A 25,005-nucleotide genomic window follows, 5' to 3' on the forward strand; every position below is an offset into this window, starting at 1 on the left:
GGGCCGCGACAACGGCGACCGCGCCACTGATTAGGCTTTCGTGCGTGCCCGCGAACAACGACGGCCCCGGTGAGGGCGGTACCCCCAGCAAGTCCGAGCCGACGAGCAAGTCCGAGCAGACGCGCGCGCTGATCCTGGAGACGGCGATGCGGCTGTTCCAGGAGCGCGGGTACGACCGGACCACCATGCGGGCCATCGCCCAGGAGGCCGGGGTCTCGGTCGGCAACGCGTACTACTACTTCGCCGGCAAGGAACACCTGATCCAGGGCTTCTACGACCGGATCGCCGCCGAGCACCAGGTGGCGGTCCGCGAGGTCCTGGCCCGGGAGAGCGACCTGGAGGCACGGCTCGCGGGCGTACTGAAGGCGTGGCTGGACATCGCACAGCCGTACCACGAGTTCGCGGTGCAGTTCTTCAAGAACGCCGCCGACCCCGACAGCCCGCTCAGCCCCTTCTCGCCCGAGTCGGAGCACGCGCGCGTGGAGGCCATCTCGGTGCACCGGGAGGTGCTGCGGGGCGCGACGCGGACGAAGGTGCCGGAGGAGCTGCGGGACGTCCTGCCCGAACTGATGTGGCTCTCCCAGATGGGCCTCGTCCTGTACTGGATCTTCGACCGCACGGAGGGGCGGGAGCGGAGCTACCGGCTCGCCGAGCGGGGCGCCAGGCTCACCGCGCGGGGGGTGACGCTGGCCCGGTTCCGGGTGCTGCGGCCGCTCGTACGGGAGGTCCACGAGCTGTTCACGGACTTCCTGCCGGGGATGACGAAGATGATCCCGGACCCCGGCAGGAAGCCGTAGTTGCCCAACCCGACGGCGTCCGCTCAGTTGACGGCGTCGACCTCGCCCTCGGAGACCTCCGCCAGCTCGACGTCGTACACCAGCGGCCCCTCGCCCACGACGACGTGCCGCGCGCGGGAGCCGTACGACGCGGCCGTGGTCGCCAGCAGATACGTCCCCGGCGCCGGGACCGAGACGATGTACGAGCCGTCGGCCAGCGACACCACGCGGTCCAGTTGGCGTCCCCCGCCCGACAGCAGGCTGACGGCCGCGCCCGCCACCGGATCACCGTCGGCCGTACGGACGAAGCCGTGGACGACGGAGGCCGGGCCGTTCGCCACCGGCGCCGCAGCGACCGCCTCCTCCTTGGGCTCCACGGCGAGATGCGGCAGCCGCCGCTCCAGCCACCGCGGCAGCCACCAGTTGGAGTCGCCGAGCAGATGCATCGCGGCCGGCACCAGGGCCGTACGCAGGATGAAGGCGTCCAGGGCGACCGCCGCGGCGAGTCCCACGCCCGCCATCGCGGCCCCGTAGTCGCCGCTGAGGACGAACGCCAGGAAGACGCAGACCATGATCAGGGCGGCGCTGTTGATGACGCGGCTGGTCTCGGCCAGGCCGACGCGTACCGCGCGCGCGTTGTCGCGCGTGTGGACCCACTCCTCGTGCATACGGCTGACCAGGAACACCTGGTAGTCCATGGAGAGGCCGAAGAGGAGCGACAGCATGATGATCGGGAGGAAGGCCGCGATGGGGCCCTCCTTGCCGAGTCCGAGCAGGTCCAGGCCCCAGCCCCACTGGAAGATCGCGACCAGGACGCCGAAGGAGGCCGCCGCCGCGATCAGGTTCATGAGGGCGGCCGTCAGGGGGACCACGATGGAGCGGAAGGCGATCAGGAGCAGCAGGAAGCCCAGGCCGATGATCGTCGCGATGAACAGCGGCAGCCGGTCGGCGGTCACCGACGCGAAGTCCTTGGAGACCGCCGTCACGCCCCCTACGTGCCCCTCCACGCCCGCGGCTGGGATCACCCGGTCCCGCAGGGTGTCGATGAGTTCGTCCGTCTCCTTGGCCTGCGGTGAGGTGGTCGGAACGACCTGGATGACCGTGACGCCGCCTGCTGGGGGCGCAGAGGCCGCCTGGGCCACGCCGTCCGTCTGCCGGATCGCCGTCACCAGGGAGGGGCCGGCGTCGCCCTTCACGACGACCTGGAGCGGCCCGTTGAAGCCGGGGCCGAAGCCCTCGGCGAGCAGGTCGTACGCCTTCCTGGTGGTCGACGAGGCCTCGTCGTTGCCCTGGTCGACGGTGCCGAGGCGCAGTGACAGCAGCGGGACGGCGAGCAGTGCCATGACGGCGACCGCGAGAACGGCCACCGCGCGCGGGCGGCGTTCCACGGTCGCGGACCAGCGGGCTGCGAGACCGCTCGGGCGCTGGGTGCCGGAGCCGCCCGCGGCGAGCCTGCGCCGCTGGCGGCGGCTGAGCACGCGGTGGCCCAGGAGGCCCAGCAGCGCCGGCAGCAGCGTCACGGCCGCGAGGACGCTGAGCACGACGGTCAGCGAGGTGCCGATGACCACGCCGTCCAGGAAGCGCAGGTTGGTCACCAGCATGCCGGCGAGCGCGATGCACACCGTGCCGCCCGCGAACAGCACGGCCCGCCCGGAGGTGTCGAGGGCGGTGACCGCCGCCTCCTCGGGGTCGAGGCCGCGCTGGATGCCCTTGCGGTGCCGGGTGACGATGAACAGCGCGTAGTCGATGCCGACGCCCAGGCCGATCAGCGTGGAGAGCAGCGAGGCGAGTTCGGGCACGTCGGTGACATGGCTGAGCAGGGTCGTGGAGAACACGCCGGTGCCCACGCCGAACAGGGCGACCAGGATCGGCAGCAGCATCGCGAAGACCGAGCCGAAGGCCAGGAACAGCACGACGGCCGCCGCGAGGATGCCGACGATCTCGGCGGTCCCGGTGGGCGGCTCCTGCACGCGCGTGATGGCCTGTCCGCCGAGTTCGACCTGAAGGCCGTCCCCGCGCGCGTGCTCCGCCGTGTCGACGACGTCCTGCACCAGGTCCTTCGGTACGGCGTTCGCCTGCTCGGCGAAGGTGACCTGGGCGTACGCGATCCGCCCGTCCTCGCTGATCTGTGCCGCACCGCGCGCCCCGTACGGGTCGGTGACCTCGCCGACGCCCTTCATAGCGCCGATCTCCTTGAGCGCGGGTTCGATCCGGGACCGTACGGAGTCGTCCCGTACCGAGCCCTCGTCGACCTTCCACACCACCGTGTCGGTGTCGCCCGCGCGTTCCGGGAAGGCCTTCTGCATCAGGTCGTACGCCGTCTTGGAGTCCGTGTCGGGCAGTGAGAAGACGTCCGCGTAGTTCGTGCCCGCGGACGAACCCGCCGCGCCGAGCCCGAACAGCGCCCCCACCCACAGCAACAGGACCACCAGCCGGTGCCGGTAGCACCAGCGTGCCAATGCCGCCACGCTCAACTCTCCTCAGTAGGTCGGTCGGTTGGTCCCCCAGGTCCTGGGCAACAGGATTGGCGGCGGCACGCGCGCGTGGACATGAGACGCCCATGACTCTCAAGGAACTCCAAAGCGGGATCCGGCCCGACTGTCAGTGGCCCGGCCGATACTGGGGACATGACTGGGGGAGAGACGGCACAGCCGGGCACGGTGCTGGTGGTGGAGGACGAGGAGAGCATCGCCGACGTCCTGGCCATCGCCCTGCGCTACCACCGTTTCGAGGTGATGGTGGCGGGCTCCGTCCGCGAGGCGCTCGCGCTCACCGGGCGGACCCGGCCGGACGTGGCCCTGCTCGACGTGATGCTGCCCGACGGCGACGGCCGCGCCCTCGGCCGCGAACTGCGGGCGCGGCGGCCCGACCTGGCCCTGGTCTTCCTCACCGCGCGGGACTCCCCCGCCGAGATCGTCGGCGCCCTCGGCTTCGGCGACGACTACATCACCAAGCCGTTCAACATCGACGAGGTCGTCGCGAGGATCACCGCGGTCCTGCGCCGCACCCGCCCCGCCGACGTCCTGCCCCAGCGCCCCCTGCTGCGCTACGGCGATCTGGAGCTGGACGAGACGACGTACTCGGTGCACCGCGACGGCCGTACGGTCGAGCTGACCCCCACCGAGTACGCGCTGCTGCGGTTCCTGGTGCGCAACGGCGGCCGGATCGTGCCCAAGGATCAACTCCTGCGCCATGTCTGGCAGTACGAGCACACCCCGCCCGAGTCGACCGTCGTCGAGACCTACATCAGCTATCTGCGGCGCAAGCTGGACGTCCTGGGCCCGCCGGTGATCACCACCCGGCGGGGTGTCGGATACGGGCTCGCATGAACCTGAAGGTGCGCTGCGGCCACGGCATCCACTCCCTGCGCGGCAAGCTGACGCTGGCCAATGTGGCGCTGCTCGCGATCGGGATCGTCGCGGCGACCGTCGTGAGCGTGATGGGCATGCGGTACTACCTGCTCGACCAGATCGACCGCGAGCTCATCAAGACCCGTGACTCCCTGGGTGGTTCGCAGCTCACCCTGCGGGAGATCGACTCGCTGAGCATGCTGAGCTTCGTGCGCGACCGGCTCATGCCGGACAAGCAGGAGTCGAGCGACGAGCGCTCGGGCGAGACCGTCTTCGCGGCCGTCGACAGCCGGGGCGAGCCGATCGGGATCCTCGGCTTCGACCCGACCGAGGCCCAGCGGGGCCTGGCGCGGGCGGTCGGCGACCCGCGCGCGCTCGCCGCCGACTCCGGGCCGCGTGACGTCACCCTGGACGGCTCCACCTACCGCACCACGGCGGCCCGCCTGGGCGACGGCAGTTACGCGCTGCTCGCCGCGCCCACCGACGTCCTGCACCAGGGCGTGGCCAAGGCCGTCCGGCTCGACCTGGCGATCGGCAGCCTGCTGCTCGCCCTGCTGGCGTGTCTCACGATGTTCAGCGTCCGGCGCCGGATGCGGCCGCTGGAGGACATGGTGGAGACCTCGTCGGCGATCGCCGAGGGCGACCTGACCCGGCGCGTGCCCTCCAGCCGCGAGGCCACCCTGGAGGTCGAGCAGCTGCGGGTCGCCCTCAATTCCATGCTCCACCAGGTCGAGTCGGCGTACCGCACGCGCGAGCGCAGCGCGGCCCAGCTGCGCAGCTTCGTCGCCGACGCCTCGCACGAACTGCGCACCCCGCTGTCCGCGATACGCGGCTACCTCCAGCTGTACGACAAGGGCATGCTGCGCGACCTCGACGAGCGCAAGCGGGCCTGGGAGCGGGTCCTCGCGGAGACCGACCGCATGGGGCGGCTCGTCGACGAACTGCTCACCCTCGCCCGCCTCGACCAGCAGCCCGAACTGCGTTTCAGGAACGTCGACCTGAGCCGTCTGGTGCGGGACGCGGCCGAGGACCTGCGGGTCCAGCAGCCCGAGCGGCCCGTCGAGGTCGCCGCCGAGGGCTCGCTGCTGGTGCGGGCCGACGAGTCGGGGCTCAGACAGGTGCTGGGCAACCTGGTGGGCAACGTACGCACGCACACACCCGCCGAGGTGCCGGTGCGGCTGGGCGTGGAGCGCGAGGACGGGGTCGTACGGCTGTGTGTCGCGGACGAGGGGCCGGGGCTGCCCGCGGAGGACGCGGCGCGGGTCTTCGACCGGTTCTTCCGGACCGGCGGCGGCGCGGGCAGCGGTCTGGGCCTGGCGATCGTGCAGGGCGTGGTGCGGGCCCACGGCGGCGAGGTGGCGGTGCGCACGGCGCCGGGCGAGGGGCTGGCGGTGACGGTCACGCTGCCGTCCCGGGCGCCCGTACGGTCGTAGAGGCGCCCGTACGGTCGTAGAGGTCATGGACGCGCTGGACGCGCTTCTACGGCCGCTCAGTCGGCCAGTACCAGGGCCCACACGGTCTTGCCGTGCCGGCCGCGGCTCCACACCCCCCACGCGGCCGCGATGTTCTCCACGAGATGCAGGCCCCGGCCGGTCTCCTCCCACTCCCCTACCACCCGCAGCCGGGGTTCCAGCCGGCCCTCGTCGGAGACCTCTATGAGGCAGGAGCCGTCGGCGAGGGCGGTCACCGCGACCTCAAACTCGCGCTCCAGGAGCGGTCCGTGGCGGACCACGTTGGTGGCCAGTTCCGACACCAGCAGCACCGCGTCGGCCAACGCCTGATCGTCAGGCCCGTGCCCCCAGTCGGCCAGATGGTCCCGGACCCGGCGCCGGGCCAGGCCGACGGAGGCCGGGTGCCGCGGCAGCCGAAAGGAGTTGCGTCTCAACACGTTTACTCCTCACCCCGCGCACACCTCCGTCACATGGTGCTGCGTTGAGTGGCTGCCCGGCGTCACTCGGGCGAATGTCAGTTCCATGGAAATGCGTCAGATACGGCGCGATCGCGTCGGGATCAGATCCAGTCGAGGCGCCACAGCCGGAACACCCCGGTGCCGTCCGAGAGGTACTGGCCGCCGCCGACGTCCTCACTGGTCACGACGTAGTCCTTGGCCTGCCACAGCGGGATGACCGGGACGTCCTTGGCGACCGACGCCTGGAGATCGCGGAAGTCCTGCTCGGCCTCACCACGGTCGGCGAACCGCTGGCTGTCCTGAATCAGATGGTCGACCTCGGGGCTGCTGTAGCCGGTGTTCATGGTGCCCTCGGTGCCGACGAGCGGGCCGCCGTAGGTGTCCGGGTCGGGGTAGTCGGCCACCCAGCCGACCGCGTACGCGTCCAGCTTCCCGGAGGCCCAGCGCTTCTGGAAGTCGGTCCACTCGTAGCCCTTGAGTGTCACCTTGAACAGGCCGCCGGCCTCCAGCTGCTTCTTGAGCTGCTTCGCCTCGGCCTCGGCGGACCCGCTGTTGAGGCCGTAGCCGTAGGTGAAGCTGACCGGCGTGGTCACACCGGCCTCGGTGAGCAGGGCGCGCGCCTTCTTGACGCTGGGCTCCGGGTAGGTGTCGAAGAACGACGTGGTGTGGCCGGTGATGCCGGTCGGGATCAGCGAGTAGAGCGGGTCGACGGTCCCCTCGTACACCGAGGCGGCCAGCTGCTCGCGGTTGATCAGCCAGGCCATGGCCTGGCGCACCTTGGTCTCGTGCAGCGGCCTGCCCGCGCGGGTGTTGAGGTAGAGGTTGCGGATCTCGGAGCTGTCGGCCTCCGAGACGCGCTGGCCCGGGTCGCTCGGGTTGAGTCCGGCGAGGACGTCCGGCGGCAGCTGGCGGTAGGCGACGTCGAGCTGCTTGCCCTTCCAGGCGTTGTTCAGCTTGGTCGAGTCGGTGTAGTAGTCGAGTTCGACCGGGCGTCCGGCGCTCTTGATCATGCCCTTGTAGCTGCCGTTGGGCGCGAGGACCGCCTTCTTCTCCTTGGTGTACGAGGTCAGCTCGTACGGTCCGGTGCCGTCGACACCGCTGTCCTTGCGGAGGGAGTTCGCCGGGTACTTGGAGCTGTCGACGATGGAGCCGGCGCCCGTGGCCACCTTGAACGGGAAGGTGGCGTCGGGCGAGGAGAGCCGGAAGGTGACGTCACGGCCGCTGGCGCTCACCGACTGGAGGGTGTCCAGCAGGGCGGCCGGGCCGACGTCGGAGTTGATCTTCTTGACCCGGTCGAAGGAGTACTTGACGTCCTGGGCGGTCATCTCGCGGCCGCTCGGGAACTTCAGGCCCTGGCGCAGTTCGCAGCGGTACGTGCGCAGGTCGGTGCCCTCGAAACCGCAGCTCTCGGCCGCGTCGGGCACCGGAGTGGCACTGCCCGGCTCGAAGGCCAGCAGCGACTGGAACACGTTGTTGAACAGCGCCCAGGAGCCGGCGTCATAGGCGCCCGCCGGATCGAGTGAGGTGACGGCGTCCGTCGTCCCCACCTTGATCGTCTTCCCGGTGTCCTCCTGCGACGGCAGCAGCTGCCAGCCGCCCACCCCCACGACTCCCAGAACGAGCAGCGTCGCGAGAATCCGCATGCGAACCGATCGCATCGGTTTGCCCTCCCCGGACCCCTACGGGTCCCAGTGCACATGCCACCCCCTAGTGGCGCGGATCACCTAACCACAGGTGTTTCACCTGGGGGAAGAGGGATTTGTCGAGTTGGGAAAGACGTTACCGCAAGGAGTTTCGGCCATGTTTCACAGGGCTTCCACAGGGTCTCCCGCCGAAGGTCTCGTGTTCAGGCCTGCTTCGACGCCAGCTCGATCACCGTGATGTCCGACGGGGCACCCACGCGCGTGGGCGGGCCCCAGGCGCCGGCGCCGCGGCTGACGTAGAGCTGGGTGTCGCCGTAGCGCTCCAGGCCTGCGACGGTCGGGTTCGCCGCCTCCGCGAAGAAGTTGCCTGGCCAGAGCTGGCCGCCGTGGGTGTGGCCGGAGAGCTGGAGGTCGACGCCGTGGTCGACCGCGTCGTGGATCTGGACCGGCTGGTGGGCGAGGAGCACGCACGCGCGTGCCGTGTCCCGGTCACCGAGGGCCCTGGCGAAGTCGGGGCCCTGGCCCTCGCTCTCGCCCGCGATGTCGTTGACACCGGCGAGGTCGAACCACGGCAGTTCCGTACGGTCGTTCTCCAGCGGGCGCAGGCCCAGGCGCCGTACCTCGTCGACCCACTGCTCGGCGCCGGAGAAGTACTCGTGGTTGCCGGTGACGAAGAACGAGCCGTGCCTGGCCCGGAGCTGGGCAAGGGGGGCCGCAGCCGGGCCGAGGTCCTTCACGCTGCCGTCGACCAGGTCGCCGACGACCGCGATCAGGTCGGGCTGGGTGGAGTTGATGGTGTCGACGACCTTCTGGGCGAAGCCGCGACCGAGCACGGGGCTCAGGTGGATGTCGCTGACGACCGCGATCCGGTAGCCCTGCGCCGCGCGCGGGAGCTTGGCGAGCGGCACGGTGACCCGCTTGACCCTGGGCCCGCGCAGCACGCCGTAGGTGCCATAGCCGACGGTCCCCGCGGCGAGCACGGCGGCGGCGCCCCCGACCACGCGGGAGACGAACAGACGGCGGGAGGGGCCGTTCGCGAGGGCGGGCGCAGCGGGCCCCTGCGGTCCGGCCCCGCCGGGCTCATGGGGCCCAGGGGTCGGGCTCACGGCCTCCTGGCGCTCCTCCGCCGGCGCTCCCGCCGGTACCCGCTCCGGATGCGGTACGGCGGTCACGGCCGCCGGCTCGCCGCGCCCGTCCCGGCGTTCGAGGAAACGGCGCAGCAGGGGTCGTACGACCTCACCCGCCACGACCGCGAGCAGCAGGTAGACCGACAGCGCCAGCCAGAGGAAGCCGGGCCAGGCCAGCACGCGCTGGAGCCAGAAGGGCGCGTGCGCGCGCTCCGCGACCAGGGCGCCGATCGCCAGCACCCAGCCGCCGCCGATGACGGCCGCGCCCACCCTGCGGGCCCGTCCTGGACCGCGGGTGGTGTCACGGAACAGGCGGCGCCACAGGTACCAGTTGGCCGTCACCAGGACGGCCAGGGCGAGCAGCGCGAAGACGACGATCACGATGTGCCAACTCCCGCGGTCGGCTATGAGTTCCCACGCAGTGCGCGCACTCCACGCAACCCGATGAGCCCGACGACCGTCCCCAATACGAAGGAGACGACGGCCAGCAGCAGGTGCACCCAGAAGTACCCCGTCGGGTCGCCCGCGTCGTCGAAGGCGAGCCCGCTGGCGTCCGCGACTAGATTTTTGACGAAAGTGACCCAGATGATCCAGCTCCACACCCCGAAGGCGAGCAGGAACCAGGAGACGGGGCGGCTGAGCTTCATGGGTCCAGTATCGCGGACCGTTGTCCGCTTCGGCCGCCGGGGTGGGGAGGGCGGTGGGACTTCGCACCCGGCGGCATGTACGTTCCTGAGCGTGTCCGCACCCCACAAGAAGACCGCCGGGCGATCCCTGCTGGTCACCTCCGCCGCCGCTCTGTCGTCCCTCGCGCTGACCACGCCCGTCGCGTTCGCGGCCCCCAGTCCGTCGCCGAGCACCAGTCCCTCGGCCACTCCCCCGGCGAACATGTCGAAGGTGGGCGGCGCGCGGCTCGGCCAGGCGGGCACGCAGGTCAATCTCGCGAACGGCGTGCCGGTACTGCCCAAGGACATCACCGCGCGCTCCTGGATCGTCACCGACGCCGAGTCAGGTGACGTGCTCGCCTCGCACAACGCGCACTGGCGGCTGCCTCCGGCGAGCACCATGAAGATGCTCTTCGCGGACACCGTGCTGCCGAAGTTCGCCAAGACCGAGACACACAAGGTCGTCCCCTCCGACCTCGCGGGCATGGGCGCCGGCTCCAGCCTGGTCGGCATAAAGGAGGGCGAGACATACACCGTGCACGACCTGTGGCTCGGGGTGTTCCTGCGCTCCGGCAACGACGCCGTGCACGTCCTGTCGGCGATGAACAAGGGCGTCGCCAAGACGGTCACGGAGATGAACGAGCACGCCGAGGAGCTCCAGGCCCTCGACACGCACGTGGTCAGCCCGGACGGCTACGACGCCCCCGGGCAGGTCTCCTCCGCCTACGACCTGACCCTGTTCGCGCGCTCCGGGCTCCAGAAGAAGGACTTCCGCGAGTACTGCTCCACGGTCACCGCGAAGTTCCCGGGCGAGACGAAGAAGGACAAGAAGGGCAAGACCGTCCGCAAGCCCTTCGAGATCCAGAACACCAACCGGCTGCTGAGCGGCGACTACGACATCTCGCAGTACCCGGGCATCGCGGGCGTCAAGAACGGCAACACCACCAACGCCGGTTCGACCTTCACCGGGGTCGCCGAGCGCAATGGCCGGGTGCTGCTCGTGACCGTGATGAACCCCTCCAAGGAAGAGCACAACGAGGTCTACAAGGAGACCGCGAAGCTCTTCGACTGGGGCTTCAAGGCGGCCGGCAAGGTGGAGCCGGTGGGTGAGCTGGTGCCGCCCAAGGGCGCCGATCGGGCCAGTGCCCAGCCGGGTGCCTCCGGTGAGGCGGGCGAGGGGGGGGGCGGCTCCGGCGGCTCGGGGGCGGGGTCTTCGGCGAAGCCGGTGGCGTCCTCGACGGCGAACGGCGGCTCCGGCGGCGTCGGGACCGCGCTCGCCGTCACCGGCGGCCTCCTGGTGCTGCTCGCGGGCGCCGCGTTCCTCGTCAACCGCCGTTGGCCGCTGCCGGATCTGGTACGTCGTCGCTCGACTCGTCAGTGAGTTCCTGCTCCTTGCTCCCCGTCGCCGTCCAGGCGGAGCAGAACAGCACCAGTTTCGCCGTGAAGTTGATCCACAGCAGCAGGGCGACGGGGACGCCGAACGCGCCGTACATGCTCTTCGTCGCGACGCCCTGCATGTAGCCGCTCAGCAGCAGCTTCAGCAGTTCGAAGCCGACCGCGCCGATCAGCGCGGCGACGACCAGCCGGTGACGCCTCGGCTCGACGCCGGGCAGCAGGGTCAGGACGTACAGCAGGAGCAGGAAGTCGGCGAGTACGGCGATGGCGAACGCGGCGATCCGCAGCAGGACGCGGCCCGCGCCGCCCTCCTGGAGGCCGAGTTCGCCGCCGATCCTGTCGACCAGCGCCGAGGCGACGGTGGAGATGGCGAGGGTGACCAGGACCGCGCCGCCGAGGCCGATCAGGATGCCCAGGTCCTTGCCCTTGCGCAGGACCGCGTTCTCCTCCTCGTCGGGCAGCTCCCACACCGCGCGCAGGCACTCGCGCATGGAGCCGGCCCAGCCGATGCCGGTGAACAGCAGGGCGGCACCGGCGATGAGGCCGATGGTGCCGGCGTTCTGGACCAGGTCGTGGATGTTCAACTGCTCGGAGATGCCGGGCACCTGGTCGGCGATCTTCTCCTGGAGCTCGTTCTGCTGCTCGGTGCTGAGCGTGGCCGCGGCGACGGCGGCGGCCACGGTGAGCAGCGGGAACAGCGCGACGAAGCTGGTGAACGTCATCGCCGCCGCCAGCCTGGTCCACTTCACGCGGTCCAGTCGCTCGTACGACCGCCACGCGTGCGTGGCCGTCAGGCGCACCCAGAGGGGCCCGACGACGGGGAGTCTCTTCAGCCAGTCCATGATCGGATCTTGCCCTCCGTGCGGAAGACCGATGTACGGGTACCCCGAAAACCCGGGGTGGTGGCGTAGGCCGTGCCGACGGGTTCGCGGTGACCTGCTACCACTGGGCCACCGCCAGGCCGTACATCGCGAGCCAGGTCAGCACGATGAGGGCGAGGGCGCGGTCGCGCAGGAGGACGTCCTCGGGTTCGCCCGCGGTGCCTCGGTCGGCGAAGACGGCGTAGCGCAGGATCGCGAGGATGAAGGCGACCATGGAGAGCTGCCGCCAGGGCAGCGGGCACGCGGGCGTGTCGTGGTCCGCTTCGAGGGCCCAGAGGCAGTAGCCGAGCACGGCGACACCGGCCGCAAGCTGCCAGACGAAGCGGAGGTAGCCGGTGGTGTACTCGGTGAGCAACGCGCGCGTGGCGCCCGCTTTCCCGGCCATCTGGACGGCTTCGGAGTACCGCTTGGCCGACACCATGAACAGCGCACCGAACCCGGTCGTGATCAGGAACCAGCGCGAGAGCGGAATGCCGAGCGCAAGCCCGCCCGCGGTGGCGCGCATCAGGAAGCCGGTCGTGACGACGACCAGGTCGACGACGAGGACGTGCTTGAGGCTGACGCAGTAGGCCAGTTGCATGCCGATGTACGCCGCGAGGAGCGCCGCGACGACCGGGGAGGCCAGCCAGAGCGCGGCGGCCGGTGCCAGGACGCCCAGAGCGCCGCCGACGGCGTACGCGACGGGGACGGGGACCTGTCCGGCGGCGACGGGGCGGTGGCGCTTGACGGGGTGGGCGCGGTCGGCGTGGACGTCGCGCGCGTCGTTGATCAGGTAGACGGCGGCGGCGCAGGCCGTGAACAGGGCGAAGACGAGGGCGAGTCGGGTGAGGGCGTGCGGGTCGAAGAGCCGGCCCGCGGCGGCGGGGGCGGCGATGACCAGGACGTTCTTGACCCACTGCTTGGGGCGGGCGGTCCTGAGCAGGCCCTGGAGGACGCCGGTGAGGGTGCCGGGCGCCGGTGGCGGGGTGGGGCGGGGAGGTGTGCGCTGTTCCAGGAGGGCGGGGCGGGCGTTGTTGGTGAGGGGCGCTGTCTCCGTCATGCGCGCCTCCTGTCGTCCCGTACTGCGTCGGCCGTCGAGTGCTGTACGTCGCCGGTCGTCCGGCGCCTTACGCCATCGGTCGTCCGGCGCCCTACGCCATCGGTCGTCCAGTGCTGCATGTCGTCGGTCATCCAGCGCGCTCCCACACGCGCGGTGAGCGCGCCAAGGGCCGCGCCCGCGACGACGTCCGACGGGTAGTGGACGCCGACGACCAGACGGGAGAGGCACATCGCGGCGGCGAGCGGCGGGACCACGCGCGCGCCGAGCGTGCCGTAGGCGACGGCCGCCGCGGCGGCGGAGGTCGCGTGGGAGCTCGGGAAGGAGTGCCGACCCGCCGTGCGCACCAGGGGCTCGACATGCGCGGGGCGGGGGCGCCGCACCACCCTTTTCACGCCCATGCTCACGAGGTGCGCGCCAGCGGTGAGCGCCGTACCGCGCAACCAGGCACCGCGCCGCGCGCCGTCCACGGCGGCTCCTGCGAGCCCCGCCGCGAGCCACAGCGCACCGTGTTCACCGGCCCGGGACAGGGCGCGCGCGGCCCCGGCGACGTACGGCTCGCCGCCGTACGCCCGGAGTGCCGAGAGAAGCTGGTGGTCCATGCGATCCATGGGGACTCACTGTTCACGGCGGCGTGACGGGATCTCCGCCCATATTGAGCGACATCCCATTAATCACCCATTTCGGGGAGAGTGAGGATGTTTCAAAACTAATCGTGATCAAAGCGGCGATACGGTCACGGGCATGTCTGCCGACACCGTTCCCGTCACCGGATGGGGCCGCACCGCGCCCACAGCGGCCCGTCTGATCCGTCCACGGAGCTACGAGGAGGCCGTGGCAGCCGTCCGGGGCTGCGGGGGCCGCGGCGGCATCCCCAGGGGCCTGGGGCGGGCGTACGGGGACGCGGCGCAGAACGCGGGCGGCGCGGTGTTCGACATGACCGGCCTGGACCGGCTGCACGTCGTCGACGCGGACAACGGGATCGTGCTGTGCGACGCGGGCGTCTCCCTGCACCGGCTGATGGAGGTGCTGCTGCCGCTCGGCTGGTTCGTGCCGGTGACGCCCGGCACCCGCCATGTCACCGTCGGCGGGGCGATCGGCGCGGACATCCACGGCAAGAACCACCATGGGTCCGGCTCCTTCTCCCGCCATGTGCTGTCCTTCGAACTCCTCACCGCCGACGGCGAGATCCGCACCGTGGGCCGCGGCACGCCGCTGTTCGACGCGACCTGCGGAGGCATGGGACTCACCGGGATGATCCTCACCGCGACGGTCCAGCTGCTGCCGGTCGAGACGTCGCTGATGTCGGTCGACACGGAACGAGCGCGTGACCTCGACGATCTGATGGCCCGTCTGAAGGCCGGCGACCACCGGTACCGGTACTCGGTCGCCTGGATCGACCTGACGGCACGCGGGGCCGCGACGGGACGGGCGGTGCTGACGCGGGGGGACCACGCACCGCTGGACGCGCTCAAGGGCGGCACGCGTGCGCGCGGGAACCCGTTGGCGTTCCGGACCCGGCAGTTCCCCGCCCCGCCCGCGCTCCTTCCCGAGGGGCTCGTCAACCGCACGACCGTGGGGCTGTTCAACGAGCTCTGGTACCGGAAGGCGCCCCACGCGCGTACCGGCCGACTCCAGCGGATCTCCGCGTTCTTCCACCCCCTGGACGGCGTGCCGCACTGGAACCGGGTCTACGGCCGCGGCGGCTTCGTGCAGTACCAGTTCGTCGTCGGGTACGGCCACGAGGAAGCCCTGCACCGGATCGTGCGGCGGGTGGCGGAGCACCGGTGCCCGTCCTTCCTCGCCGTCCTCAAGCGGTTCGGGGACGCCGACCCTGGCTGGCTCTCCTTCCCGGTGCCCGGCTGGACCCTCGCCCTGGACGTCCCGGCCGCGCTGCCCGGCCTCGGCGCTCTCCTCGACGAACTGGACGAGGAGGTCGCCGCGGCCGGCGGGCGGGTCTACCTCGCCAAGGACTCGCGGCTGCGGCCGGAGCTGGTGGCCGCGATGTACCCGCGGCTCGACGACTTCCGTGCGCTGCGCGCGGAGCTGGACCCGCGCGGGGTGTTCGTGTCCGACCTGGCCCGCCGACTCAACCTCTAGATCACCCCAGGAGCTGCTCGTGAAGGACGCCTTCGGCATCCCCCAGTCCCTGCTCGTCCTCGGCGGCACGTCCGAGATCGCGCTGGCCACCGCCCGCCGCCTCGTCGTCCGCCGCACCCGCACGGTGTGGCTGGCGGGGCGCCCCTGCCCCGCTCTGGAGACGGCCGCCGCGGAACTGCGCGCCCTGGGGGCGGACGTGCACACCGTCGCCTTCGACGCGCTGGACCCCGAATCCCACGAGGCCGTGCTCGGCAAGGTCTTCGCCGAGGGCGACATCGACATGGTGCTGATGGCCTTCGGGATCCTCGGCGACCAGGCCCACGACGAGCGCGAGCCGGTCGCCGCGGTGCGGGTCGCCCAGACCAACTACACGGGCGCCGTCTCGGCCGGACTGGTCTCCGCGCGCGCGTTGCAGGCCCAGGGGCACGGCTCGCTGGTCGTGCTCTCCTCCGTCGCCGGTGAGCGCGCCCGCCGCGCCAACTTCATCTACGGCTCCAGCAAGGCAGGCCTCGACGCCTTCGCACAGGGCCTCGGCGACGCCCTGCACGGCACCGGTGTGCACGTCATGGTCGTACGCCCCGGGTTCGTACGGTCGAGGATGACGGCCGGACTGGAGGAGGCACCCCTCGCGACCACTCCGGAGGCCGTCGCGACGGCGATCGAGCTGGGGCTGCGACGGCGCTCCGAGACGGTGTGGGTGCCGGGGGCGCTGCGGGTGGTCATGTCGGCGGTGCGGCATGTGCCGCGGGGGCTGTTCCGGCGGCTGCCGCTGTGACGTGTGACGGCGGCCCGCTGTAACTATCGGTACAAGGAGCTGTAACTACAGGTACGGCGAGCTGTGATTGCAGGTACGGCGGCCTGTAACTACAGGTACAGACTGCGTGGCCGCGGTTACAGCTGGCCCGTCGGCAGCGAACCGCGCTCCACATGCCCCGCCTGGGGCGGCACGACCGACCCGCCGAAGGTGAACTCGCGCAGCTTGCGCCACACCCCGTCGGGGCCCTGCTCGTAGAGCGCGAAGCCGGTGCACGGCCACTCGGCCTCGAACCCGGCGAGTTCGGCGAAGGCGCGGTCCATGGCCGCCTCCTCGATGCCGTGCGCCACCGTGACGTGCGGGTGGTACGGGAACTGGAGGTCGCGCGCCACCGGCCCGGAGGCGTCACGGACCTGCTTCTGGAGCCAGGTGCAGGCCTCGGCGCCCTGGACGACCTGGACGAACACGACCGGCGACAGCGGCCGGAAGGTGCCGGTGCCGGACAGCTTCATCGGGAAGGGCCGGCCGGCCGCGGCGACCTCGGTGAGGTGCGCCTCGATGGCCGGCAGCGCGGTGGCCTCGACCTCGGTCGGCGGCAGCAGGGTGACATGGGTGGGAATGCCGTGAGCCGCGGCGTCGCCGAAGCCCGCGCGCCGCTCCTGGAGCAGGCTGCCGTGAGGCTCCGGGACCGCGATCGACACGCCGATCGTTACGGTCCCCACGTCGTCTCCTGTTCGTCCCTGTCGTCCTGTCGGATTCGTTCCCAGCCGTCCGGCTATCGACTGTACGGCCACGGCTGTGCTGTGGGCAGGCGCAGGCGTAGTGATGTGCAGCGCTCTGCCCGGTGGTGCTCGTGTGCGGTGGTACGCCTCGGCGGCCGGGGCCGCCGGTCCGCGGCGACGATCAGTGCTTGGCGGGCAGGAAGCCCACCCTCTCGTACGTCTGGGAGAGGGTCTCCGCGGCGACCGCGCGGGCCTTCTCCGCGCCCTTCGCCAGGATGGAGTCCAGCGTCTCCGGATCGTCCAGGTACTGCTGGGTGCGCTCCCTGAAGGGCGTCACGAAGTCGACGACGACCTCGGCGAGGTCCGTCTTGAGCGCGCCGTAGAGCTTGCCCTCGTACTGCTGCTCGAGCTCCGGGATGCCGGTGCCGGTCAGCGTCGAGTAGATGGTGAGGAGGTTGCTGACGCCCGGCTTGTTCTCGGTGTCGTAGCGGACGACGGTGTCGGTGTCGGTGACCGCGCTCTTGACCTTCTTGGCGGTGGCCTTGGGCTCGTCGAGGAGGTTGATGAGGCCCTTCGGCGTGGACGCCGACTTGCTCATCTTGATCGTCGGGTCCTGAAGGTCGTAGATCTTCGCCGTCTCCTTGAGGATGTACGGCTTCGGGATCGTGAAGGTCGCGCCGAAACGGCCGTTGAAGCGCTCGGCGAGGTCGCGGGTCAGCTCGATGTGCTGGCGCTGGTCCTCGCCGACCGGGACCTCGTTGGCCTGGTACAGCAGGATGTCGGCGACCTGGAGGATCGGGTACGTGAACAGGCCGACGCTGGCGCTGTCGGCGCCCTGCCGGGCGGACTTGTCCTTGAACTGGGTCATGCGGGAGGCCTCGCCGAAGCCGGTGAGGCAGTTCATGACCCAGGCGAGCTGGGCGTGCTCGGGGACGTGGCTCTGGACGAAGAGCGTGCAGCGCTCCGGGTCGAGACCGGCGGCGAGGAGCTGGGCGGCGGCCAGGCGGGTGTTGGCCGTGAGCTCCTTCGGGTCCTGCGGAACCGTGATCGCGTGCAGGTCCACGACCATGTAGAACGCGTCGTGGGACTCCTGGAGGGCCACCCACTGGCGGACGGCGCCGAGGTAGTTGCCGAGGTGGAACGAGCCTGCGGTGGGCTGGATTCCGGAGAGCACACGGGGTCGATCAGAGGCCATGCTCACCATTCTCTCAGGTGTCGGCGGCCGATCCGGAACCAGTCGGAAACAGATGTGCCACGGGTGGGAACCGATTCGGTCCGGGCGGTGTACCAATCGTGTGAGGACGCGGGAGGGGGGCCGCATCGTCGATGAGGCCGCGGTGATCGCACGCGTACGCGCCGGAGAGCCGGAGGCGTACGCGGAGCTGGTGCGGGCCCATACGGGCATCGCGATCAGAGCGGCCACCGCGCTCGGGGCGGGGGCGGACGCGGAGGACGTGGTGCAGCAGGCCTTCGTCAAGGCGTACTGCGCGCTGGGCCGCTTCAAGGAGGGCTCGGCGTTCAAGCCGTGGTTCCTGTCGATCGTGGCCAATGAGACGAGGAACACAGTGCGGACGGCGGCGCGCCAGCGCACGCTCGCCGGCCGGGAGGCGGCCTTCGTGGAGGCCGAGCCGCTCATACCGGAATCGGCGGACCCGGCGGTGGCGGCCGTGGAGATAGAGCGCCGCGCCGCACTGGAGTCCGCCTTGGAGAAGCTGAGCGAGGAGCACCGCCTGGTCGTCACCTACCGCTATCTGCTGGAGATGGACGAGCCGGAGACGGCGCAGGCGCTGGGCTGGCCCCGGGGCACGGTGAAGTCCCGGCTGAACCGCGCCTTGCGCAAGCTGGAGAAGCTGCTGCCTGATTTCGAGCCCGGGAGAGGGGGTGAGGAGCGTGGGTGACGGGAGGAGTCCGTACGAGGGTGAGGGCGGCCGGGGTCCTGAGGGCGCCGGAGGGCGGGGGCCGCGCGGCCGGGGCAGTTCGGGAGGCGACCGGGGTCCGGGAGCGCGGGGACGTGAGCGCGGGAGGGCGCGCGGGGGCGGTGAGTCCGGGTTGCCGGACGAGCTGCGGACGCTGGGCCGGTCCCTGGGGGGCGCCGAGGGTTCCGTGGACTCGGAGACGATGGTCGAGCGGGTGCTGGGCCAGATACTGGCCGAGCACGTGCCGGTGCCGGTGGCCGAGCCGCCGGGTGCCGGTGAGCGATTGCGGGCTGCGCGGCGGTGGGTACGAGTGCGGTGGCGTTCGCTGACCGCGACGCTGTGCGGGCTGCTGACGGTCCTCGCGCTCACGCCTCCGGTGCGGGCGGCAGTGCTGGACTGGTTCGACTTCGGCGGGGTCGAGGTGCGCCACGACCCCACGGCGGTGCCCTCTCCGGGCGCCGAGGTGCCTGGTTGCGGGCGCTCGGTGTCGTCGGCGCAGGCCGAGCGGCGGGCGGGGTTCGCGCCTCTGGTGCCGTCGGCGCTCGGCACTCCGGATGTGGTGACGGTGTCGGCGGAGCCCCGGGGCCGGTCCCTGGTGAGCCTGTGCTGGCGGGAGCGCGGGGACACGATCCGGCTCGACGAGTACTCGGCCCGACTGGACATCGGCTTCACCAAGACCGTGCGGGAGAAGCCGGAGTGGCTCTCGCTGAGCGGGGACTCCTCGGACCTCGGTGGGGTCAATGACACGGCTCTGTGGTTTCCCCGGCCGCATCTGCTGAGTTTCTGGCTGGTGGACGCGGAGGGCTCCCAGTACACGCGTGAGCAGCGCACCGCCGGGCCGACGCTGCTGTGGATGCACGGGGCGGGGGTGTCCGGCGTGCCGGATGTGACGCTCCGGCTGGAGGGCGTGGCGTCGAAGGGGCGGGCGTTGGAGATCGCGAGGTCCCTCGGCGACCCGGCGGAGGAGTCCCCGAAATAGTGCGCGCGGGGTGGGAACCCCGTCGGGCCGGGCGGTGTACCAGAAGTGACAAGCGGCTCGCGGACGGGCCGCACGGGGATCGTCTGTTGGGGGTTCGGATGACAAGGCATGGGACCGGTGGCAGGAGTCGATGTCGTGAACTGACAGCAGGGGCGGGCGCGTTGGCGGCGGCGCTCTCCCTGATGGTGTGGGGCGCGCCCGCAGCGTCGGCCGGCGGACCGACGAGCGTGCTCGTGGTCTCGCCGGAGAGCGGGGAGACGGCGTCGCTCTACTTCTCCGACGAGGAGTACGGCGAGTTGGAGCGGCTGCTCGGTCCGCTGGGCGTGGGCACCCGTGTCAAGCCGCCCGAGGCGAATCTTCAGGTAGCGCGCCAGATCAACGTCACGTGGCTGGTCCATGACGTCTCGCCCTGGCGGCTGGACCAGGTCTTCCCGCTGAGCGAGGGGAACGCGGTGTGGATACACACCACGAACAACATGCCGGAGTCGATGAACGGCACCTGGCACCGCACCAAGAATCCGGCCCAACTACGCGCTCTACTCAAGGACTTGGGAGTGATGGGCAAGGTCTCCGGCGAAGGGCATGCCGTCTTCCCGGCACCGGAGCAGGAGGCGGTGCCCGACGCGGGCGCGGTGGAGAGGGAGACCGCCGGGCCCTCCGAGGTTCCGGCGCCCGCGGTCACCGCTGCAACGGCGGACGACGGCACCGAGTGGTGGTGGGCCCTGCCGGGCCTGGCGGCCGGGGCCGTACTGGCGCTGGTGCTGCGGCCGTTCGCGCTGCGGTTGAGCTGGGGGCAGCTGCGCGGGGAGTCGGGGCCGCGGCAGGAACTGCGCGACGTGTGAGACGGGGTCGAGGTCGGAGGGGGATGGCAGTGCGGAAGGGACGTGCAGGGCCGCGGCTCGGGGTGGTTACAGCTCTTGGGGTGGTCGCGGCGTTCAGGGCGGTCACAGTTTTCGCGCCGCTGGCGGTGGCAGCGGCGGTGACCGTGCCCGGCGCTCCGGGGGCCGAGGCCGCGGTGGAGCCGGTGCGGGCGGTGGGCGTCGACAGGCCCGATCTGGCGATGGTCGTCACCGGTGTCGCGGGCCGGACGGCGGCGGTACGTTCCGGCGATCCGGAGTTCGCCCGGTTGTGGGAGCTGTTCCAGCCGATGTACCTGGGCACGGAGCGGGTGCCGGACGCCTGGGAGGAGGGCCGGTATCCGTCGGTGCGGGTCACCGTGATGTGGGGACTGACGGGTGTCGGGGGCTGGCCGCAGACGAACAAGGCGCCGGGTGGTGACGTGGCCGTGGAGCGGCAGGACCAGCTGGTCCTGGCTCAGGACGGCACACCGTGGGTGCGTACCGATCCGGCGCCGGAGTCGGAGGACGACGACATCCGCTGGCACCGGGCACCGAGAGCGGTCTTCGACCGGGCGGACCGGTTGGGGCTGTTGGGCGCCGACGAGGAGCGGGACGGGGCGGCCGAGGGCCCTGCGGGACTGGGGCGCGGCGCCTGGTGGGCCGTGCCGGGGCTGGCCGTGGGGTTCGCGGCCGGGGTCGGCGGCACCCGCCTGATACGCCGCGCGGCGGCCCGGCCGGGAGCCGGACCGCCGCGGGAGGAGCCACGACAGGAACTCATCGATCTTTGAGAGTCGCCGGTCTTTGACAACTCAACAGAGAGCGTGGATCAGCCCAGGTCGACCTCGGGGTAGAGCGGGAAGCCCGCCACGAGGTCGGTGGCCCGGTGGGAGATCTCGTCGGCGACCTTCGGGTCGAGGACGTGCTGGGCCTTGGAGGGGGCGCCCTTGCTGGTGGTGCCGGGCTCCGTGGTGGTGAGGACCCGGTCGATGAGGGCGGCGACCTCGTCCATCTCGGCGGTGCCGAGGCCCCGGGTGGTGAGGGCGGGGGTGCCGATGCGGATGCCGGAGGTGTACCAGGCGCCGTTGGGGTCGGCCGGGATGGCGTTGCGGTTGGTGACGATGCCCGACTCGAGGAGGGCGGCCTCGGCCTGGCGGCCGGTGAGACCGTAGGAGGAGGTGACGTCGATCAGGTTGAGGTGGTTGTCGGTGCCGCCGGTGACCAGGGTGGCGCCGCGGCGCATCAGGCCGTCGGCCAGGGCGCGGGAGTTGTCGACGATGCGCTGCGCGTAGTCCTGGAACGAGGGGCGACGGGCCTCCGCGAGGGCGACGGCCTTCGCGGCCATGACGTGCGGGAGCGGGCCGCCGAGGACCATCGGGCAGCCGCGGTCGACCTGGTCCTTGAGGGAGTCGTCGCACAGCACCATGCCGCCGCGCGGGCCGCGCAGCGACTTGTGGGTCGTGGTCGTGACGATCTGGGCGTGCGGCACCGGGTCGAAGTCGCCGGTGAGGACCTTGCCGGCGACGAGACCGGCGAAGTGGGCCATGTCGACCATGAGCGTGGCGCCGACCTCGTCGGCGATCTCGCGCATGATCCGGAAGTTCACCAGGCGCGGGTAGGCGGAGTAGCCGGCGACGATGATCATCGGTTTGAACTCGCGGGCCGAGGCGCGCAGGGCCTCGTAGTCGACCAGGCCGGTGGCGGGGTCGGTGCCGTAGGAGCGCTGGTCGAACATCTTGCCGGAGATGTTCGGGCGGAAGCCGTGGGTGAGGTGGCCGCCCGCGTCCAGGGACATGCCGAGCATGCGCTGGTTGCCGAAGGCCTGGCGAAGCTCGGCCCAGTCGGCGTCGGAGAGGTCGTTGACCTGGCGGACACCGGCCTTCTCCAGGGCGGGTACCTCGACACGCTGGGCGAGGACGGACCAGAAGGCGACCAGGTTGGCGTCGATGCCGGAGTGCGGCTGGACGTAGGCGTGGCGGGCGCCGAAGAGCTCCTTGGCGTGCTCGGCGGCCAGCGACTCGACGGTGTCGACGTTGCGACAGCCGGCGTAGAAGCGGCGGCCGATGGTGCCCTCGGCGTACTTGTCGCTGAACCAGTTGCCCATCGCGAGGAGGGTGGCCGGGGAGGCGTAGTTCTCCGAGGCGATCAGCTTGAGCATCTCGCGCTGGTCGGTGACCTCCTGGCCGATGGCGTCGGCGACGCGCGGCTCGACGGCACGGATCACGTCGAGGGCGGCGCGGAAGGCCGTGGACTCGGTGGACAGGGGCTGCTGCTCTGACATGGCGGCCTCCGGGCTGCGTGGCTTGAAGCGGTCACGGGTTCACGGTTCGGCCCAGGCGCACGGCACTCGGTCATTCACAGGCCGCTCCCCGATGGTCCGTCCCATCCCAGCGCGCCAGTCACGGCCTGCCGGCCAGCGTACCGGGCACGCCCGGTGGCGGCTGGGGCGAGTCCACCATGCGAGCCGGGCTCCGAGGCCCGGCTCAGGGTTCCGGGCCTCGGAGCGGACGGGTGGGCATGGCGGACGGGCAGCGGGACGGGCGAGCGAGCTGACGGACCTGGTGGTCAGGACAGACGGGCGCGTCGGCGGACGAGGCGGTCGGTGCGGGCGATGCGGGCGGTGCGGGCGATGCGGGCGATGTCAGAAGAGGACGTCGGCGAGGCGGTCGATCTGGTCGGGGTCCGAGGCCCAGCAGTAGAGCATCACCTCGTCGGCGCCGATGCCGAAGTAGGCGTCGGTGGCCTCGCGGATCTCTCGCGGGGTGGTGAGCAGGCCGGCCTCCATGTACTCGACGTGGCCGCTGAAGGCGTAGTAGTCGCGGAGGTTGCGGCGGGCCCGGTGCAGGGTGCTGTCCGGGCCGAGGGCTACGTTCGCCTGGGCGACGAGGCGGGGGCGGCCGGGGCGGTCGTACTTCTCCCAGGCCCTTTCGGCGTCGTGGAACAGGTTGGCCATGTAGGTGGGCGGCAGGGCGGCGCCGAGGAAGCCGTCGCCGAAGCGGCCGACCCGTTCGAGGGCGGCGGGGGCGAAGCCGCCGAACAGGATCTCCGGGCCGCCGGGGGTCGCGGGGGCGGGACCGATGGGGCCGACGTGTTCGCCGTAGGGCTCGCCGGACCAGGTGCGGCGGAGCAGGGCCAGCTGTTCGTCGAGGCGGCGGCCCCGGCGGTGGAGGTCGATACCGGCGGCGAGGCAGTCGTCCTCGCGGCCTCCGACACCGATGCCGAGGGTGAAGCGGCCGCCCGAGAGGCGGTCGAGGGTCGCCGTCTGCTTGGCGAGCAGGGCGGTGTTGTGGAGGGGCGCGAGCAGCACTTCGGTCTGGACGCGGATGCGGGACGTGGCACCGGCCAGCGTCGCGAGGGTGACGAGGGGTTCGGGGTTGTCGTAGACGAGGCGGTCGAGCAGACCGAGGGTGCGGAAAGGGGCCGCGTCCGCGCGCCGGGCCCAGGTGAGCAGCAGGGCGGGGTCGTCGACGGGAAGGCCGAGGCCGATGTTCATGGGGAGTGTCCTCCGGAGGGCGTACGGGATCCGCCGGTCGGCCGGATCCGGTGCCGCCCCTCCGTGGTGCCACGCGCTGTGCGCGGACCTGCTCCCGTTCTGCGGCGATGGTTCCAGAGAGCGTGTGCTTCAGAGTGAGGGGAACGTAGCGGGGTGGGTGGGGGCGGGGCAACGTGTTTTCAGCGGCGGGCCGCCGCCCCCTGGAGCCGTCCCGACTGCCCCTGGAGCCACCCCGCCTAAAGGATCACGTGCGGCAGAAACCGCGCGTACTCATCCGTCACCAATCCGGACGACTCCCGGATCCCCAATCCCGCCGACTCGTCCTCCACCACCCAGGCGCCGAGGACGACATGGTTGCCGTCGAAGTCGGGAAGGGGCGCCAACTCCTGGTAGCAGCAGGGTTCTTCGCGAAGCGCGGGGGCCGAGCCCGGGGCGTGGACCGTCACGCCCGCGCCCTCCCGGCCGAACAGGGGCTTGGAGACGTAACCGGTCGTCGACGCCAGGTCGCGGGGGCCGTCCAGGTGGGCGGGGAGGAGGTTGGGGTGGTCCGGGTACAGCTCCCAGAGGATGGCGAGGAGGGCCTTGTTGCTGAGGAGCATCTTCCAGGCGGGTTCGATCCACAGGGTGCTGCCGGTGCCGCCGCCGTTGTCGAGGGTGTCGAGGACGTGGTCGGCGAAGCGGTCGGTGGTGAGCCACTCCCAGGGGTAGAGCTTGAAGCAGCTGCGGATGAAGCGGAGCTGGTTGTCGACGAAGCGGCCGGAGAGGGGGTCCCAGCCGATCTCCTCCATGGAGATCCAGTCGGTGTCCAGGCCTGCCTGTTCGGCGGTCTCCTTGAGGTAGGCGACCGTCATGAGGTCCTCGCCGAGTTCGTCGGCGGAGGAGTGCGCGAAGTACAGGGGGCTGCCGGGCGGGAGGAGGGCGGCCTGCTTCTTCCAGGAGGTGACCAGGCGTTCGTGGAGGGAGTTCCACTGGTCGGCGCCGGGGAAGCGCTCCTCCATCCAGAACCACTGGGGCGAGGCGGCCTCGACGAGGGACGTGGGGGTGTCGGCGTTGTACTCCAGGAGTTTGGCCGGGCCCGTGCCGTCGTAGCGGAGGTCGAAGCGGCCGTAGACGGAAGGGAGTTCGGCGCGCCGGTGCCAGGCCTCGGCGACCGCCTCGGCCACGCGCGGGTCGGTGATGCCGAGGTCGGCGAAGCGGTTCTCGGTGACGATGTGCTCGGCGGCCGCCAAGCACCTGCGGTGGAGGTCCTCGACGACCTCCGCCAGCGCCTCCACCTCGGGAAGCGTGAAGGCGTAGTAGGCGCTCTCGTCCCAGTAGGGGCGCAGGGAGTCGTCGGGGTGGCGGGTGAGCGGGTAGACGAGGCCCTGGGCCTCGACGGTCTGCTGCCAGCCAGGACGTGGGGTGATGGTGTGTCGCCGCATGA

Annotated in this window: 22 protein-coding genes, 1 pseudogene and 1 riboswitch; of the genes and pseudogenes, 10 read left to right on the plus strand and 13 right to left on the minus strand. The window is 71.4% G+C overall.

What is annotated here, in order from left to right; translation table 11 throughout:
* The first annotated feature begins 44 nt into the window (after nucleotides 1–44).
* Complete coding sequence (locus tag G3I78_RS12195; protein ID WP_164423457.1) at nucleotides 45–797, plus strand: TetR family transcriptional regulator; 753 nt, start codon at nucleotides 45–47, stop codon at nucleotides 795–797.
* Between the two features lie 23 nt (nucleotides 798–820).
* Here G3I78_RS12195 and G3I78_RS12200 read toward each other — a convergent pair whose 3' ends face one another.
* Complete coding sequence (locus tag G3I78_RS12200; protein ID WP_164424165.1) at nucleotides 821–3,235, minus strand: MMPL family transporter; 2,415 nt, start codon at nucleotides 3,233–3,235, stop codon at nucleotides 821–823.
* Nucleotides 3,236–3,403: 168 nt separating this feature from the next.
* Between G3I78_RS12200 and G3I78_RS12205 the strand changes: the two genes are divergently transcribed.
* On the plus strand, nucleotides 3,404–4,105 hold the full coding sequence (locus G3I78_RS12205) for a response regulator transcription factor (protein WP_164423459.1): 702 nt from the start codon (nucleotides 3,404–3,406) through the stop codon (nucleotides 4,103–4,105).
* Nucleotides 4,102–5,559 carry a HAMP domain-containing sensor histidine kinase gene (locus tag G3I78_RS12210; RefSeq protein WP_164423461.1) on the plus strand — a complete coding sequence of 486 codons (1,458 nt, stop codon included), beginning with the start codon at nucleotides 4,102–4,104 and terminating at the stop codon, nucleotides 5,557–5,559. Before G3I78_RS12205 ends, G3I78_RS12210 begins: the two co-directional genes overlap by 4 nt.
* A 56-nt stretch (nucleotides 5,560–5,615) precedes the next feature.
* Here the strand turns inward: G3I78_RS12210 and G3I78_RS12215 are convergent, their stop codons facing one another.
* From G3I78_RS12215 to G3I78_RS51925, 4 genes are all read right to left on the minus strand, one after another.
* Nucleotides 5,616–6,014: an ATP-binding protein gene (locus tag G3I78_RS12215; RefSeq protein ID WP_164423463.1), complete on the minus strand. Its 399-nt coding sequence runs from the start codon at nucleotides 6,012–6,014 to the stop codon at nucleotides 5,616–5,618.
* A 122-nt stretch (nucleotides 6,015–6,136) separates the two neighbouring features.
* Complete coding sequence (locus G3I78_RS12220; RefSeq protein ID WP_164423465.1) at nucleotides 6,137–7,693, minus strand: ABC transporter substrate-binding protein; 1,557 nt, start codon at nucleotides 7,691–7,693, stop codon at nucleotides 6,137–6,139.
* A gap of 188 nt (nucleotides 7,694–7,881) precedes the next feature.
* Complete coding sequence (locus tag G3I78_RS12225; RefSeq protein ID WP_164423467.1) at nucleotides 7,882–9,186, minus strand: metallophosphoesterase; 1,305 nt, start codon at nucleotides 9,184–9,186, stop codon at nucleotides 7,882–7,884.
* Nucleotides 9,187–9,209: 23 nt separating this feature from the next.
* Nucleotides 9,210–9,452, minus strand: a complete 243-nt coding sequence (locus G3I78_RS51925) for a hypothetical protein (RefSeq protein ID WP_164423469.1) — start codon at nucleotides 9,450–9,452, stop codon at nucleotides 9,210–9,212.
* 91 nt (nucleotides 9,453–9,543) lie between these two features.
* Between G3I78_RS51925 and G3I78_RS12235 the strand changes: the two genes are divergently transcribed.
* A complete protein-coding gene (locus G3I78_RS12235) occupies nucleotides 9,544–10,851 on the plus strand; it encodes a D-alanyl-D-alanine carboxypeptidase (protein WP_343243727.1) in 1,308 nt (435 codons plus the stop codon).
* Here G3I78_RS12235 and G3I78_RS12240 read toward each other — a convergent pair.
* The 3 genes and pseudogenes from G3I78_RS12240 to G3I78_RS12250 all read right to left on the minus strand — a co-directional run.
* A complete protein-coding gene (locus G3I78_RS12240; RefSeq protein WP_164423473.1) occupies nucleotides 10,796–11,707 on the minus strand; it encodes a YihY/virulence factor BrkB family protein in 912 nt (303 codons plus the stop codon). The two genes, G3I78_RS12235 and G3I78_RS12240, sit on opposite strands and share 56 nt — an antisense overlap.
* A 97-nt stretch (nucleotides 11,708–11,804) precedes the next feature.
* On the minus strand, nucleotides 11,805–12,785 hold the full coding sequence (locus G3I78_RS12245) for a decaprenyl-phosphate phosphoribosyltransferase (RefSeq protein WP_164423475.1): 981 nt from the start codon (nucleotides 12,783–12,785) through the stop codon (nucleotides 11,805–11,807).
* 128 nt (nucleotides 12,786–12,913) lie between these two features.
* Nucleotides 12,914–13,393, minus strand: a pseudogene (locus G3I78_RS12250) (phosphatase PAP2 family protein); the annotation flags it as partial.
* A 133-nt stretch (nucleotides 13,394–13,526) separates the two neighbouring features.
* On the opposite strand from G3I78_RS12250, the gene G3I78_RS12255 reads away from it, so the two are divergent.
* The gene (locus G3I78_RS12255) at nucleotides 13,527–14,882 is read left to right on the plus strand and encodes an FAD-binding oxidoreductase (protein ID WP_164423479.1); all 1,356 of its coding nucleotides are present in this window, start codon (nucleotides 13,527–13,529) and stop codon (nucleotides 14,880–14,882) included.
* A gap of 19 nt (nucleotides 14,883–14,901) precedes the next feature.
* Entirely contained in the window at nucleotides 14,902–15,657 is a 756-nt protein-coding gene (locus tag G3I78_RS12260; RefSeq protein ID WP_164423481.1) for a decaprenylphospho-beta-D-erythro-pentofuranosid-2-ulose 2-reductase, read from the plus strand.
* A 116-nt stretch (nucleotides 15,658–15,773) separates the two neighbouring features.
* Here G3I78_RS12260 and G3I78_RS12265 read toward each other — a convergent pair whose 3' ends face one another.
* Together G3I78_RS12265 and trpS are read right to left on the minus strand one after the other, a co-directional pair.
* Entirely contained in the window at nucleotides 15,774–16,358 is a 585-nt protein-coding gene (locus G3I78_RS12265; protein ID WP_164423483.1) for a 2'-5' RNA ligase family protein, read from the minus strand.
* A gap of 181 nt (nucleotides 16,359–16,539) precedes the next feature.
* The gene (gene trpS, locus G3I78_RS12270) at nucleotides 16,540–17,553 is read right to left on the minus strand and encodes a tryptophan--tRNA ligase (protein WP_164423485.1); all 1,014 of its coding nucleotides are present in this window, start codon (nucleotides 17,551–17,553) and stop codon (nucleotides 16,540–16,542) included.
* 142 nt (nucleotides 17,554–17,695) lie between these two features.
* Between trpS and G3I78_RS12275 the strand changes: the two genes are divergently transcribed.
* From G3I78_RS12275 to G3I78_RS12290, 4 genes are all read left to right on the plus strand, one after another.
* Nucleotides 17,696–18,256, plus strand: coding sequence for a sigma-70 family RNA polymerase sigma factor (locus G3I78_RS12275; RefSeq protein WP_343243728.1), 561 nt, complete (start codon nucleotides 17,696–17,698; stop codon nucleotides 18,254–18,256).
* A 151-nt stretch (nucleotides 18,257–18,407) separates the two neighbouring features.
* The gene (locus G3I78_RS12280) at nucleotides 18,408–19,253 is read left to right on the plus strand and encodes a hypothetical protein (RefSeq protein WP_203614860.1); all 846 of its coding nucleotides are present in this window, start codon (nucleotides 18,408–18,410) and stop codon (nucleotides 19,251–19,253) included.
* A 161-nt stretch (nucleotides 19,254–19,414) separates the two neighbouring features.
* Nucleotides 19,415–20,095, plus strand: a complete 681-nt coding sequence (locus tag G3I78_RS12285; RefSeq protein WP_239157778.1) for a hypothetical protein — start codon at nucleotides 19,415–19,417, stop codon at nucleotides 20,093–20,095.
* A gap of 80 nt (nucleotides 20,096–20,175) precedes the next feature.
* Nucleotides 20,176–20,880, plus strand: a complete 705-nt coding sequence (locus G3I78_RS12290; protein WP_343243729.1) for a hypothetical protein — start codon at nucleotides 20,176–20,178, stop codon at nucleotides 20,878–20,880.
* A 38-nt stretch (nucleotides 20,881–20,918) separates the two neighbouring features.
* On the opposite strand, the gene G3I78_RS12295 is transcribed toward G3I78_RS12290, so the two are convergent.
* The 3 genes from G3I78_RS12295 to G3I78_RS12305 all read right to left on the minus strand — a co-directional run bounded on the left by G3I78_RS12295 (nucleotide 20,919) and on the right by G3I78_RS12305 (nucleotide 25,003).
* Nucleotides 20,919–22,370, minus strand: coding sequence for a glycine hydroxymethyltransferase (locus G3I78_RS12295; protein WP_164423491.1), 1,452 nt, complete (start codon nucleotides 22,368–22,370; stop codon nucleotides 20,919–20,921).
* Between the two features lie 42 nt (nucleotides 22,371–22,412).
* Nucleotides 22,413–22,502, minus strand: a riboswitch (ZMP/ZTP riboswitch).
* 228 nt (nucleotides 22,503–22,730) lie between these two features.
* Nucleotides 22,731–23,582: an LLM class flavin-dependent oxidoreductase gene (locus G3I78_RS12300; protein WP_164423492.1), complete on the minus strand. Its 852-nt coding sequence runs from the start codon at nucleotides 23,580–23,582 to the stop codon at nucleotides 22,731–22,733.
* A 236-nt stretch (nucleotides 23,583–23,818) separates the two neighbouring features.
* A complete protein-coding gene (locus tag G3I78_RS12305; RefSeq protein WP_164423494.1) occupies nucleotides 23,819–25,003 on the minus strand; it encodes a glutathionylspermidine synthase family protein in 1,185 nt (394 codons plus the stop codon).
* Nucleotides 25,004–25,005: the final 2 nt, after the last annotated feature.

The organism is Streptomyces sp. SID13726, assembly GCF_010548375.1.
Lineage (GTDB): Bacteria > Actinomycetota > Actinomycetes > Streptomycetales > Streptomycetaceae > Streptomyces.